The sequence below is a fragment of the Phytobacter sp. V91 genome, from assembly GCF_965644225.1.
Taxonomy (GTDB): Bacteria; Pseudomonadota; Gammaproteobacteria; order Enterobacterales; family Enterobacteriaceae; genus CBFFRJ01.
On record NZ_CBFFRJ010000136.1, the window covers coordinates 1 to 13430 of the forward strand.

Sequence of the window (13430 nt, forward strand, 5' to 3'; positions counted from 1 at the left end):
TACAGCTCAGCTAAGGTAAGGCTAATACAGATAAGGACTCCACTGAACCCCACCGATTAAATCGCACCTTCCCTAACAAAAACATTATCGTAAGAATGTTCTGGATGGGCTTTTTGGCGCCTGTCGGCATTAAGGCATCAATGTATATTGCCGGGATGTGGTTCACCTTTCCTGACGGTCTGTCGCGCTTTTTTGGTGAAGCGTCAGTCATTTATAACATCGTCGATATTCAAAATTTGATTTGTGCAGCACTGATATTTACGATGCTGTTTTATTTCCCATTGCGGATGATTATCAATCCCGGATATGCACGGCGATTCTGGCTTTACAATATTAAGCCATGCTTTGGGAAGGGATCTCGTTTATTCACCGTCAGTTGGTTGTCGGCCCTTGTTCTATTATTGGTGGTGCTGTGTTCTTCTGTCACCTCTGACTATATTGCGGGGTATCTGGTTCCGATTATATTCATTCTTTTTACCCTTGGGGTTGGGAAATTACGCTACCCGTTTATTATGCTCAGTTGGGCGATATCGGCGTATATGTTATTGGCTTTTAACCATAATTTCTTGCATGGCGTCAGGAACGAGTATGCGCTGGCGTTTGTAATGTCGGTGCTGATTTGCTTTACCATCTGCCTGGTTTACATGACGCGTATCTGGCAGCGCAGTGAGTGGTTGTTTCTGCGCTGGCAGAGGCAGGCGATGACAGATCCTCTGACGGGGCTACCGAATTTACGGGCGCTGGAACAGGCGCTGACCCGCGATAAAGGGTTGGTGGTGTGTTGCCTGCATATGAAAAATTTGGAATTTCTCAGCCGCCATTACGGAATGATGATGCGTGTACAGTTTAAACGTAGCGTGACGCGTGAGCTCCGGCCCCTGCTGCGCTCAGGTGAGCAACTGTATCAATTACCTGGCTGCGAGCTGATAGTGATCCTGCGGGGAACGCAGGCCAGTGAGCGTTTGCAGATGATTGTGGACCATCTTAATGATCGACGGGTCAGCGGATGTAATGCCAATCTGGATATTGAGTTTGGCGCCGCCTGGGGAGAAGTGGAGGGGACAGGGGAGGCGCTCCATCATACCCTGGGTCAGCTTGGCTGGTTAGCTGAACAGGCCAGTATCAATCGGCAGGTGCTGGCACTGACCAACAGTCTGGATGTGGTCAGCGACCAGACTTCGCAGCGGGTTCGGTTACTGAATAAAGTAAAACGCGCGCTGGATGAAAATACGTTGGTACTTTACGCCCAGCCTATCCAGGATGCGCAGGGGAAGGGCTATCATGAGATCCTGACCCGGCTCAGCAGCGACGGCGAGCTTATGAGCCCGGCCCGGTTTATCCCGGTGATTGCCCAGTTTAATCTCAGCGCACGTTTTGATATGCAGGTAATAGAAACCTTGCTGCGCTGGATGCAGGCTCATCCGGCGACCTCCGGCGGCGTGCGTTTTTCTGTCAATCTTATGCCGCTCACCCTTATGCAGCCGGATACCTCCAGCCGACTGATTTCGTTATGCGCCCGGTATGCGATTTCGCCGCAGGAGCTGATAATCGAAGTCACCGAAGAGCAGGCAATGTCAAACTCAGCCAGCAGTATCTGCAACATTCAGCAATTGCGTCAGGCGGGGTTCAAAATTGCCATTGATGATTTTGGTACCGGTTATGCCAATTTCGAGCGGCTGAAGCGACTGGAAGCCGATATCATTAAAATTGACGGCTGCTTTGTGCAGGATATTGTTCGTGACCCACAGGATGTACTGATCGTGAAGGCGATATGCGAACTTGCGCAAGCGAAATCGCTGACGGTGGTGGCTGAGTATGTTGAAACAGAAGAACAGCGCGAATTGTTACTACAGGCGGGGGTTGATTATCTGCAAGGGTATCTGACGGGTAAGCCAGAACCCCTGGAGAGATAAACCGGGGAGATCCCCGGTTTACAGGTGCTGAATCAGAGTACCAGTGCTGCGATAGACGCGGACAGTACGCTCACCAGAGTAGAGCCGTACACCAGTTTCAGACCGAAGCGGGAAACCACGTTACCTTGCTCTTCGTTCAGGCCTTTGATAGCGCCGGCAATAATACCGATAGAAGAGAAGTTAGCGAAGGAGACCAGGAATACCGACAGGATGCCTTCCGCACGCGGAGAGAGAGTGGACGCAATTTTTTGCAGATCCATCATCGCCACGAATTCGTTAGAAACCAGTTTGGTCGCCATAATACTGCCAACCTGCAGGGCTTCTGAAGACGGCACGCCCATAACCCAGGCAATAGGGTAGAAGATGTAGCCAAGGATCCCCTGGAAGGAAATACCCAGCACCGCAGCGAACAGCGCGTTCAGTGCAGAGATCAGCGCGATAAAGCCGATCAGCATCGCCGCAACGATCACCGCAACTTTAAAGCCAGCCAGAATATACTCACCCAGCATTTCAAAGAAGCTTTGACCTTCATGCAGGTTAGACATCTGCAGGTTTTCTTCGCTTTCATCCACGCGGTACGGGTTGATCAGGGACAGTACGATAAAGGTGCTGAACATGTTCAGAACCAGCGCGGCCACCACATATTTCGGCTGCAGCATCGTCATATAGGCGCCCACGATCGACATAGACACCGTAGACATTGCCGTGGCCGCCATGGTGTACATGCGGTTGCGGGACATTTTGCCCAGAATGTCTTTGTAAGCGATGAAGTTTTCAGACTGGCCGAGGATCAGGGAGCTGACGGCGTTGAACGACTCCAGTTTACCCATACCGTTGACTTTGGACAGCACCGTACCGATGGCACGAATGATGATTGGCAGTACGCGAATATGTTGCAGAATACCAATAAGCGCGGAGATGAAGACAATCGGGCACAGCACCTTCAGGAAGAAGAACGCCAGACCTTCATCATTCATTTTGCCGAAGACGAAGTTTGTCCCTTCGTTGGCAAATCCGAGCAGTTTTTCGAACATTTCGGAGAAGCCTTTCACAAAACCCAGACCGATGTCGGAGTTCAGGAAGAACCAGGCCAACAGAACTTCAATGACGAGCAGTTGAACAACAAAACGAATGCGGATCTTTTTGCGGTCGCTGTTGACAAGAAGTGCAAGCAGCGCCACGACGGCAAGCGCCAGAACAAAGTGCAGAACGCGGGACATATTCGCTCCAAATATGAGACGGGTAGTATTTTCGTGCACATTCTATGTAACAAGCGTAAAGAAAACGAGATCAAACACACAGTATATTAATGACCTGTGACCAGACTCAAAATTAGTGATCCACCATACATTTCGGTTATGTTAAGTAAAGAAGTGAAAAGTTGCATTGAAATGCTAAACTCTTTACAGATTTGTGTGATCCACAATCGCTTTTTCCCCATTCCGCAACCCCTGGCCCTTCTATCGTTTCTGGCTATCAGAGAAATCAAGGTAACCATTACTAAATGATCTTGATAATCATTCTCACTTTGATAGCATCAAACATAGCAAAGGCTATATTAGAGGCAGCACAATGAGCAGCAGTCGCGTTGAGAATAGCAGTGGGCGTACTGCGCGCAAGTTAAGGTTTGCTTTAATGGGACCTGCATTCATTGCGGCGATTGGCTATATCGATCCCGGTAACTTCGCCACTAATATTCAGGCCGGGGCCAGCTTCGGCTACCAACTGCTGTGGGTTGTGGTCTGGGCCAATCTGATGGCGATGCTGATCCAGGTCTTGTCTGCCAAGCTGGGGATTGCCACCGGGAAAAACCTGGCTGAACAAATTCGTGACCATTATCCGCGCCCGTTAGTCTGGTTTTACTGGGTACAGGCGGAAATTATCGCCATGGCAACGGATCTTGCGGAATTTATTGGCGCGGCCATCGGCTTCAAATTGATCCTCGGCGTCTCGCTGTTGCAAGGCGCGGTGTTGACGGGGATTGCCACCTTCCTGATTCTGATGCTGCAACGACGTGGACAAAAACCGCTGGAAAAAGTCATTGGCGGCTTACTGCTGTTTGTGGCGGCGGCCTATATCGTTGAACTTGTCTTTTCCCAGCCCGCGATGGCGCCGCTTACCAAAGGTATTATTATTCCCAGCCTGCCGGGTACTGAAGCCGTGTTTCTGGCAGCAGGCGTGCTGGGAGCCACCATCATGCCGCATGTGATTTATCTCCACTCCTCGCTGACGCAATATCTGCATGAGGGAACGCGGCAGGAGCGCTATTCCGCCACCAAATGGGATGTCGGGATTGCCATGACCATTGCCGGTTTTGTTAACCTGGCGATGATGGCGACCGCGGCGGCGGCCTTCCACTTCAACGGGCATACCGGGATTGCCAATCTGGATGACGCTTATCTAACCCTCGAACCGTTGTTGAGCCACTCGGCAGCAACCATTTTCGGCCTGAGTCTTGTGGCGGCGGGGCTCTCATCGACGGTTGTCGGAACCCTGGCAGGGCAGGTGGTGATGCAGGGATTTGTGCGTTTCCATATTCCGCTGTGGCTGCGTCGCGCCATTACCATGATGCCCTCCTTTATAGTGATATTGCTGGGGATGCATCCGACTCGCATTCTGGTGATGAGCCAGGTCCTGCTCAGTTTTGGTATCGCGCTGGCGCTGGTGCCGCTGCTGATCTTCACCAGTAACCGGGAGCTGATGGGGGAACTGGTAAATAGCCTCTGGGTTAAGCGCACTGGCTGGCTGATTGTGACGCTGGTGGTGGGGCTGAATGGCTGGCTGCTGGTGGGCACACTTCTCGGGCTTTAAAGCAAATAAAAAGGGGCGCGAGCGCCCCTTTTGCAATTAATGGCGGTGTCCATGGCCGTGTCCGCGCCCAGGCCCACGACGATCGTCACGATCGTTCCAGCCTTCACGGTAGCCACGTTCATAGGCGCTGCGTTTGTCCCAACCGCGGTGGTAGCCACGGTCATGTTTCCGCCAGCGATTATCACGCCATTCATAATTACGGCCCCAGTCATCACGATCGCGCCAGTGGCCGCCGTCCCAGTAGTTACCATAATTGTCGCGATCGCCAATTTGTAGCTTAATGGAAGGCAACAGCGTAATTTCACCTGCGTTCGCCAGCAGGGGAGTAAAAATCGTTAATGCAGCTGCAAGAAAAAGTGACCTGAACATTGTTTTCTCCTCACGAACGGGTCGGTTGCAGCAATATTATGTAACGATTAACCCCGCATCTTCGGCACAACTCCTAAATGCGGGGTGGCAGCACTTTTTGCTAAAATCGATCTTATTTTGACCGTTGCAGAATGGCATCGATCGCCGCAGATTCCTCTGCGCTGAACTGGCGATTGCTCATTGCCCCCACGGCATCGTCGAGCTGGCTGGTCTTGCTGGCGCCGATCAACACCGACGTTACTTTGTCGCCACGGAGTACCCAGGCCAGCGCCATCTGCGACAGTTTTTGCCCACGTTTGCTGGCTATCTCGTTCAGCTCCCGTACCGTCGTCAGCTTCTCTTCGGTAAGCTGATCGGGGTTAAGGAAACGGCTGCCGCTGGCGGCGCGAGAATCCGCAGGGATGCCGTTCAGGTAGCGATCGGTGAGCTGGCCGCCGGCAAGTGGCGAAAAGGCAATGCTGCCGACCCCTTTTTCTGCCAGCACATCTAACAGACTTTCCTCAACCCAGCGGTCAAACATCGAATATTTGGGCTGGTGAATAATACAGGGTGTGCCCAGATCGTTAAGGATATCGATCGCCTGGCGGGCCAGTTCGGCCGGGTAGTTGGAGAGCCCGACATACAGCGCTTTGCCCTGACGCACGATATGATCCAGCGCGCGCATCGTCTCTTGCAGCGGGGTCTGCGGATCCGGACGGTGGTGATAGAAGATATCCACATACTCCAGACCCATCCGCCGCAGGCTTTGGTCGAGGCTGGAAATCAGATACTTGCGTGAACCCCAGTCGCCATAAGGGCCTTCCCACATGGTGTAACCGGCTTTGGAGGAGATAATCAGCTCATCGCGGTACGGCAGGAAATCCTCCTGCAACAGGCGACCAAAATTGCGCTCCGCCGATCCCGGAGGCGGGCCGTAGTTGTTCGCCAGATCAAAATGGGTAATGCCCAGATCAAACGCATGGCGCAGCAGCTGACGGCTGTTTTCAATAAGCGTGGCGTCGCCAAAGTTATGCCATAAGCCCAGCGACACTGCTGGCAGCTTTAAACCACTGTCGCCACAACGGCGGTATTCCATACGCTGGTAACGTGTTTCATCGGCTTTATAAACCATCCCGGTGCCCTTAACTTGTTGATGTATGCGTTTACACAAAAGAGTGTTTGAGCTTACACCAGCTTCGGGGTTACCGCTCATCAGCGCGTCAGAATTTCGCCCTGGCGCACTTATTTTTTCCGCGCCGCGATCATCACCGGTTTACCAGCCAGCAACAGCCAGGCTGGCAGCATCACTATACACAGCAAGGGAAGCAGAGAGGTATCTGGTACCACGGCGGCCGCCATAAACAGGCTTAGCCAGGCATCGCGGGTCACGACCAGGACGAGACCGAGAATGGCGCAGGAGATGGTGATCGCCGCCGGAACCGCTTCCACATGCTCGTGCAGCATTAGCCCTAAAGCCACCGCTACAAACACCGCCGGGAAGATACGGCCCCCTCTGAAGCCACAAGCCGCTGCGACGACGAGCGCAGCCAGTTTCACCACCGCAAACAACAGATAATCTTGCGCGGTAAAGTCCTGAGAGAGCACCATCTGTTGGATCTCATCCAGCCCCTTAAACAGGGTGATATTGCCGCCAGCCACCCCGAGAAGCCCCAGCACGAAACCGCCAATGCCTAAGGCCAGTACCGGACTTTTGATGCGTTGCATCAGTTGGTGCAGGCGAGGCATACACCAGACGGCGACCATACCGAGCGCAATGGCGATGGCGCACACCACGGCGCCGCTCAGAATATCAATCATCTGCAACTGGGGATAATGGGCAATCGGCAGGGCAAAGTGAGGACGGAAGAAGACGCTGGTGGTCAGCGCACCTGCGGCGGCGGCCATTAACGGAGCAAAAAGTTTGTCCCAAAGCGGGACATCGTTACTGGCATTGAGGGTCTGGGAAAAGATCAGCGCCGCCGCGACAGGCGTACCAAAGAGTGCGCCTATGGTTCCGGCAGAGGCGAGGATCGTCCAGTCCAGCGGCGCCACTCTGGGGAGGATTTTGCCGCCCAGCGCAACGGCAAGGGCGATATTCAGCACCATTATCGGGTGCTCAGGGCCAAGACTCACCCCGCCAGCAAGGCCGATTATTAGCGCCGCCACTATGCCGGGTAAGGCGGAAACATTCACCGGCGCGCCGATCAAGGGTTCGGTTGCGGGATCCGGGCCGCCGTGACCGGCGCTGTAGCGAATAACCAGCCCAACCGCAATGCCGGTCAGCGTCAGCATCAGTACCACCCATAACGGTGAATCCGGGGAGAACCCCATCCGTGGGGGCAGGTTTTGCCATAGCAACTTTTGCAGCACGTCGGCGACTTTGAGTAACAGCAGAAGTACCAGGCTCGATGCCGTGCCAATCGTCAGTGCGGGGAGGGCCAGCAATAACATGGTTCTGGCGCGCGGATGGAGCATGATTTTTTCCTTTTGACCGGATATACCGCAACAGTGAATTCGTTAAAAGACAAGAAGAGTGCAAACGCTGCTGAAATCATGACGCTAATCTGTGACGCAGATCGATAATAACGGGGCGCTCATGCTATGGTCATTGTTGTTACAGCGCCTTGAATTTACAGTGTGCCAAAGATTTATTCTGACTTTAGCGGAGCCGTAAGAGAATGACAAAATATGCTTTAGTAGGGGACGTAGGTGGCACCAATGCGCGACTGGCGCTATGCAAAGTCGACAGCGGTGAGATCTCACAGGCGAAGACCTATTCCGGTCTGGATTATCCAAGCCTTGAGGCGGTGGTACGCGTGTACCTTGAAGAGCATAAGGTCAGCGTCGAAGACGGCTGCATTGCCATTGCCTGCCCGATTACCGGGGACTGGGTGGCAATGACCAACCATACCTGGGCATTCTCTATTAAGGAGATGAAAGCCAACCTTGGCTTTGCTCACCTGGAAATCATCAACGATTTCACCGCGGTTTCTATGGCTATTCCGATGCTCAGTAAAGAGCACCTGATCCAGTTTGGCGGCGGCGAGCCTGTTGAAGGTAAACCTGTTGCCGTGTATGGCGCAGGAACCGGTCTCGGCGTGGCGCATTTAGTCCATGTTGATAAGCGCTGGGTCAGCCTGCCGGGGGAAGGTGGGCACGTTGATTTCGCGCCAAACAGTGAAGAAGAGGGCATCATTCTCGAAGAGCTGCGGGCCGAAATTGGTCACGTTTCTGCCGAGCGCGTACTCTCTGGCCCCGGACTTATCAATCTGTACCGGGCGATTGTCAAATCCGATGGCCGCCTGCCGGAGAACCTGCAACCGAAAGACATCACCGAGCGTGCGCTGGCCGACAGCAGCACTGACTGCCGTCGCGCTCTGTCGCTGTTCTGCATCATCATGGGACGTTTTGGCGGCAACCTGGCGTTAACCCTGGGCACTTTTGGCGGCGTCTACATTGCGGGCGGCATCGTGCCACGTTTTCTCGACTTCTTCACCGCCTCTGGTTTTCGTGGTGGTTTCGAGGACAAAGGCCGTTTCAAATCCTACGTGCAGGACATTCCTGTCTACCTGATTGTGCATGATAACCCGGGGCTGTTGGGGGCGGGCGCTCACCTGCGCCAGACGCTGGGCTTCTATCTTTAAAGATGCATTAACTGCCTGAACTCTTTAACTTTACTGCGGCTGACGGGAACCTGGAAATCCAGATCCCGCAGCCGCACGATATAGGTATTCTTAAACCAGGGCTCGATTTCACGGATTTTATCCAGATTGACGCAATACGAGCGATGGCAGCGGAAGAAATGCGCGGCGGGCAGCTTGCCGCAAAATTCGGTGATATTCATCGGCATCACGAAGGACTCCCGCTTTGTGTAAACAAAGGTCATCTTCTCGTGCGCTTCGGCATAATAAATATCGTGAATGCTGGTCACGATAATGCGTTCATCTTTCACCAGATTAATGGTCAGATTTTCACGGGCTGCCGGATTGTTGGCGGTGACCGTTTGCTGCTGCGCGGTGGCTTCCAGCTTTTGTAACATGCTGATAATCCGTGACTCCTGGTACGGTTTCAGAATGTAATCAAAGGCCTCCAGTTCAAAGGCTTCCACCGCATGCTCTTTCCAGGCGGTAATAAACACAATAAAGGGCTTATGGGCAAACTGGCTGATGTTTTGCGCCAGCAGCACACCGTCCAGCGATGGGATATTGATATCAAGGAAAATCGCATCCACTTTATTGTGTTGCAGGTATTTCAGGACATCCAGGCCGTCATCAAATGTGCCGACAATCTCCATCTGGCTGTGTTCTTTAATCAGCCAGCTCAGCTCCTGTTGAGCCAGTATTTCATCTTCAACAATGATGACTTTCATTCTTTCATCTCTTATGGCAACAAGGTCGCTGAAGCCACGGTGGGCGACGTGTGCATCGGAACATAGAACGCAATTTCAGTGCCTTGCGTCAGACGCTTAATGTGCAATCCTTCGCCATACAGCAGTTTCACGCGCTGGTGTACGTTGAGCAGGCCAATCTTGTTGCCCGGCATCTCGTTAGCTTCCACCCTGGCGATCATCTCCGGAGCAATACCGTTGCCGGTGTCGCGCACCGCAATGCGAACCCGGCGGCCACACTCTGCGACGCTTATCGTGACCACGCCTTTGCCTTTGCAGGGCTGAATACCATGGACAATGGCATTTTCCACCAGTGGCTGGATAAGCAGACTGGGGATAACGCAGCTGACCTCTTCGTCGATATCGTAAATGACGGTGAGCTTATCGCCGAAGCGGGCCTGCTCAATGGCGATATAGTCCTTAATTTGATACAGCTCTTTCTTAATGTCGATCTGCTCATCATCTTTTAATTCAATGTTATAGCGCAGATAGCGTGACAAATTAAAAATCAGCTGTCGGGCGGTGTCTGGATTAAGGCGAATCGAGGACGAAATAGCATTGAGGGCATTAAACAGAAAATGGGGGTTAATCTTACTTTGTAACGCCCGCAATTCAGCTTTATTGGCCATTTCACGTAGCTGCTCGGCACGGGAAACTTCCAGTTGCGTGGAAATAATTTGCGATAAGCCGACCGCCATTTCCTGTAATGAGGAGGTGATTTGATGGGCGTGGCAATAATAAATTTTCAGCGTACCGGTCACCACCCCTTGTTCCCATAATGGGATCACCAGCATCGAGTGAATTTCCGGGGTGCGGTGAGCTTCATCATTGTTTTTTATGATGATTTCGCCACTGTCAATCGCAAGTTTGGTGGTAGGGCTGACGATATCGTCATTGTCGCGATAGTTATCTTCACCGACGCCGACGTAGACCAGTACATGGTCTACGTTGGTGATGGCCACGGCATCGGCGTCAATATCCCGGCGGATAATGTCGCAGACCTTGCGCAGGGATTCGTTATTCACATTACGAAACAGCGGCAGCGTTTTATTCGCAATATCCAGCGCCAGTTTAGCCTGCCGCCCGGCGATCGCCTCTTTTTCGCCTTCAACGCTTTGTACCAGCAGGACAATAAAACCGACGCACACGCTACCGAGGATCATCGGTACGCCGATTTTTGACACGATATCCAGACCCAGAGCCGTGGTTGGCGCCCAGACGACCACCAGGGTCATGGTCAGGGTTTCGCATAACATCCCGGCGATAATGCCCGCACTCCAGTGCTTGTCTTTCGGAAATTTAATGTTAATCCAGCCTGACAGAATACCGGCAATAATACTGGTGATTAAGCAGGGCACCGCGGTGACGCCGCCGATATCAATAAGGTAACGGTGGATCCCGGCAATGACGCCCGTGATGATGCCGACCCAGGGGCCAAACAGGATCCCTCCGGACATAACGGCGATGATGCGCACGTTGACCAGCGAACCTTCAACGGGCACCCCGGACCATGTACTGAACAGCGCGAACATGGAGAAAATGGCCGTCACGGCAAGCAGTTCTTTGGGCGTATGTGCGGTTTTATGCAGCAGTTCGCGGAACAGGCGGATGCGAATCAGAAAGAACAGACAGATCAGCATCAGCGCGGCGCGATCGAAAACCGCCAGCAGCATGTTGAATATTTCGTGCACGGGTGACTCATGTAAAAAGCGTGAAAAAGCTATGATAAAAAACATCAGTGCAGATGACCAGTTAAGTGCGTGACTCATTCAATGAGGAAAAACCACTTATTTAAAAGGGGATTGGTGTTGATTGAGAGAATTTTCGCCATCTGGTAAAAACTTGCCTCACTATTAGTAACTGCATTGATATCAGTATGTTAATTTTTAACTGTATTTTTTGCGTTTATGGGTGAGCTTTCTCTTATGGTCTGGATTTTCTGTTCCTCTTTTTAATCCGATGTTTTTTTTACGTTACCTCTCGACAGCAGGTTTTTTTTCAGGCTATTTTCTTTAGACGCCACCATCGTGGCAGCGTCGCTCGGACGGTCCGGGCGCTAACGTTTATCTGAGGAATATATGGCTGAATCCAGTCCTGAACGCCGTTTTACGCGTATCGACAGACTCCCCCCTTACGTTTTTAATATCACTGCTGAACTGAAAATGGCTGCGCGTCGGCGTGGCGAAGACATTATTGATTTCAGCATGGGTAACCCGGATGGCCCAACGCCGCCGCACATCGTGGAAAAGCTCTGTACCGTTGCCCAGCGTCCGGATACCCACGGGTATTCGACTTCTCGCGGCATTCCCCGTTTGCGTCGGGCGATTTCCCGCTGGTATCAGGAGCGTTACGAGGTTGATATCGATCCGGAAACGGAAGCGATTGTGACTATTGGCTCGAAAGAAGGGCTTGCGCACCTGATGCTGGCTACTCTGGATCACGGCGATACCGTTCTGGTGCCGAATCCCAGCTATCCGATCCACATCTATGGCGCGGTGATCGCCGGTGCCCAGGTACGCTCAGTCCCGCTGGTGGAAGGGGTGGACTTCTTTAATGAACTCGAACGCGCCATTCGGGAAAGTTACCCAAAACCGAAGATGATGATCTTAGGTTTCCCGTCGAACCCGACTGCCCAGTGCGTTGAGCTGGATTTCTTTGAGAAAGTGGTGGCGCTGGCAAAACAGTACGATGTGCTGGTGGTTCATGACCTGGCCTATGCCGATATCGTCTACGATGGCTGGAAAGCCCCCTCTATTATGCAGGTGCCAGGTGCGCGTGACGTTGCCGTAGAGTTTTTCACGCTGTCTAAAAGCTACAATATGGCGGGCTGGCGTATTGGCTTCATGGTGGGTAATCCGGTGCTGGTGAACGCGCTGGCGCGAATTAAAAGCTATCACGATTACGGTACTTTTACGCCATTGCAGGTAGCTGCGATTGCCGCGCTTGAGGGTGATCAGCAGTGCGTGCTTGATATCGCCGCCCAGTATAAACGTCGCCGTGACGTGCTGGTTAAAGGCCTGCACGAAGCCGGATGGATGGTGGAAATGCCAAAGGCATCGATGTATGTCTGGGCGAAGATCCCTGAGCCTTATGCGGCAATGGGGTCACTGGAGTTTGCCAAGAAAATGCTCCAGGACGCGAAAGTCTGCGTCTCGCCGGGGATCGGCTTTGGGGATTACGGCGACACCCATGTGCGTTTTGCGCTGATTGAAAACCGTGACCGCATCCGCCAGGCGGTGAGAGGCATTAAAGCGATGTTCCGGGCTGACGGACTTCTCCCGGCCACAACAAAGCCTTCAGTTGAAGACAGCGAATAACGCGATAAGCGAAAATGAAAACAGGAGCCAAATGGCTCCTGTTATTTTTTATAGTAATGTTTGCTGTTTAGATCATCAGGGCAAATGTACCGGCCCAAACAATGACCATCACCGAAATGCCCATAAAGAAATATTTCACGCTTCATCGCTCCGCATACGCAAGGTATGCATTCATGACCAGATCAGGACTGAGTATAGAGAGGTGAAACTACGCCAAATTGAAAATGGGAATTTTCTCCCTTTCGGCCACAGCTCCATCTCAGAATTTGTTGCGTCTATCACGCTAAACGAGGGCTAATGTACGCTTAAAAATGGAGCCTTTCAAGAGGCTTTTTTTTAAATAATTTCCGTAACTTAGAGACTGTCGGGCTTTGGCGACACTTTAATTCCGCAGTGTAATAAATGCGGATTCGGCGACGGGATGTAACAATGCTGAAACGTTATTTTTCCGCTTTGATTTCTAAGATTATTTTGTGATCGTCAGCACACTTATGCCCCTGGCTGAGTATCCTTCAACGAGGTTTTTCCCGCCAGGATGAGCCGTGCCGCTCTCTGCGGACGGATATGAATGCATTGATACTAAGGAAGGTGCGATTTAATCGGTGGGGTTCAGTGGAGTCCTTATCTGTATTAGCCTTACCTTAGCTGAGCTGT

General features: G+C 52.3%; 11 protein-coding genes and 1 pseudogene. 5 read left to right on the forward strand and 7 right to left on the reverse strand.

Annotated elements, in window-relative coordinates; genetic code table 11:
- Positions 1-71: 71 nt before the first annotated feature.
- Both ACSZO4_RS21200 and ACSZO4_RS21205 read left to right on the forward strand, forming a co-directional pair.
- Positions 72-656: pseudogene (locus tag ACSZO4_RS21200) on the forward strand (MASE1 domain-containing protein); the annotation flags it as partial.
- Complete coding sequence (locus ACSZO4_RS21205; RefSeq protein ID WP_437891053.1) at positions 645-1913, forward strand: GGDEF domain-containing phosphodiesterase; 1269 nt, start codon at positions 645-647, stop codon at positions 1911-1913. The pseudogene ACSZO4_RS21200 and the gene ACSZO4_RS21205, both read left to right, overlap by 12 nt.
- 32 nt (positions 1914-1945) lie before the next feature.
- Here ACSZO4_RS21205 and ACSZO4_RS21210 read toward each other — a convergent pair whose 3' ends face one another.
- A complete protein-coding gene (locus ACSZO4_RS21210; protein WP_437891044.1) occupies positions 1946-3133 on the reverse strand; it encodes a NupC/NupG family nucleoside CNT transporter in 1188 nt (395 codons plus the stop codon).
- 352 nt (positions 3134-3485) lie between these two features.
- On the opposite strand from ACSZO4_RS21210, the gene ACSZO4_RS21215 reads away from it, so the two are divergent.
- Positions 3486-4724 carry an Nramp family divalent metal transporter gene (locus tag ACSZO4_RS21215; protein ID WP_437891045.1) on the forward strand — a complete coding sequence of 413 codons (1239 nt, stop codon included), beginning with the start codon at positions 3486-3488 and terminating at the stop codon, positions 4722-4724.
- 36 nt (positions 4725-4760) lie between these two features.
- Here ACSZO4_RS21215 and ypeC read toward each other — a convergent pair whose 3' ends face one another.
- From ypeC to ACSZO4_RS21230, 3 genes are all read right to left on the reverse strand, one after another.
- Positions 4761-5093 (reverse strand): DUF2502 domain-containing protein YpeC, encoded by a 333-nt coding sequence (gene ypeC / locus ACSZO4_RS21220; protein WP_437891046.1) that lies wholly within the window; start codon positions 5091-5093, stop codon positions 4761-4763.
- A 112-nt stretch (positions 5094-5205) separates the two neighbouring features.
- Positions 5206-6204: an L-glyceraldehyde 3-phosphate reductase gene (mgrA, locus tag ACSZO4_RS21225; RefSeq protein ID WP_437891047.1), complete on the reverse strand. Its 999-nt coding sequence runs from the start codon at positions 6202-6204 to the stop codon at positions 5206-5208.
- A 110-nt stretch (positions 6205-6314) separates the two neighbouring features.
- On the reverse strand, positions 6315-7547 hold the full coding sequence (locus tag ACSZO4_RS21230; RefSeq protein ID WP_437891048.1) for an ion channel protein: 1233 nt from the start codon (positions 7545-7547) through the stop codon (positions 6315-6317).
- A 203-nt stretch (positions 7548-7750) separates the two neighbouring features.
- On the opposite strand from ACSZO4_RS21230, the gene glk reads away from it, so the two are divergent.
- Complete coding sequence (glk, locus tag ACSZO4_RS21235) at positions 7751-8716, forward strand: glucokinase (RefSeq protein ID WP_437891049.1); 966 nt, start codon at positions 7751-7753, stop codon at positions 8714-8716.
- Here the strand turns inward: glk and ACSZO4_RS21240 are convergent.
- Together ACSZO4_RS21240 and ACSZO4_RS21245 are read right to left on the reverse strand one after the other, a co-directional pair.
- Positions 8713-9441: a LytR/AlgR family response regulator transcription factor gene (locus ACSZO4_RS21240; RefSeq protein WP_437891050.1), complete on the reverse strand. Its 729-nt coding sequence runs from the start codon at positions 9439-9441 to the stop codon at positions 8713-8715. The genes glk and ACSZO4_RS21240 overlap by 4 nt on opposite strands.
- Positions 9442-9452: 11 nt before the next feature.
- A complete protein-coding gene (locus ACSZO4_RS21245) occupies positions 9453-11150 on the reverse strand; it encodes a LytS/YhcK type 5TM receptor domain-containing protein (protein ID WP_437891051.1) in 1698 nt (565 codons plus the stop codon).
- A 387-nt stretch (positions 11151-11537) separates the two neighbouring features.
- Between ACSZO4_RS21245 and alaC the strand changes: the two genes are divergently transcribed.
- Complete coding sequence (gene alaC, locus ACSZO4_RS21250; RefSeq protein WP_437891052.1) at positions 11538-12776, forward strand: alanine transaminase; 1239 nt, start codon at positions 11538-11540, stop codon at positions 12774-12776.
- 67 nt (positions 12777-12843) lie between these two features.
- On the opposite strand, the gene ypdK is transcribed toward alaC, so the two are convergent.
- Positions 12844-12915, reverse strand: a complete 72-nt coding sequence (gene ypdK / locus ACSZO4_RS21255) for a membrane protein YpdK (RefSeq protein WP_099458783.1) — start codon at positions 12913-12915, stop codon at positions 12844-12846.
- Between the last annotated feature and the right edge of the window lie 515 nt (positions 12916-13430).

Bases quoted from the DNA above. Each gene is read 5' to 3' on its own strand.
- mgrA (WP_437891047.1), bottom strand. From the start codon at position 6,204: ATGGTTTATAAAGCCGATGAAACACGTTACCAGCGTATGGAATACCGC.
- ACSZO4_RS21240 (WP_437891050.1), bottom strand. From the start codon at position 9,441: ATGAAAGTCATCATTGTTGAAGATGAAATACTGGCTCAACAGGAGCTG.
- alaC (WP_437891052.1), top strand. From the start codon at position 11,538: ATGGCTGAATCCAGTCCTGAACGCCGTTTTACGCGTATCGACAGACTC.
- ACSZO4_RS21215 (WP_437891045.1), top strand. From the start codon at position 3,486: ATGAGCAGCAGTCGCGTTGAGAATAGCAGTGGGCGTACTGCGCGCAAG.
- ypeC (WP_437891046.1), bottom strand. From the start codon at position 5,093: ATGTTCAGGTCACTTTTTCTTGCAGCTGCATTAACGATTTTTACTCCC.
- ACSZO4_RS21230 (WP_437891048.1), bottom strand. From the start codon at position 7,547: ATGCTCCATCCGCGCGCCAGAACCATGTTATTGCTGGCCCTCCCCGCA.
- glk (WP_437891049.1), top strand. From the start codon at position 7,751: ATGACAAAATATGCTTTAGTAGGGGACGTAGGTGGCACCAATGCGCGA.
- ACSZO4_RS21205 (WP_437891053.1), top strand. From the start codon at position 645: ATGACGCGTATCTGGCAGCGCAGTGAGTGGTTGTTTCTGCGCTGGCAG.
- ACSZO4_RS21210 (WP_437891044.1), bottom strand. From the start codon at position 3,133: ATGTCCCGCGTTCTGCACTTTGTTCTGGCGCTTGCCGTCGTGGCGCTG.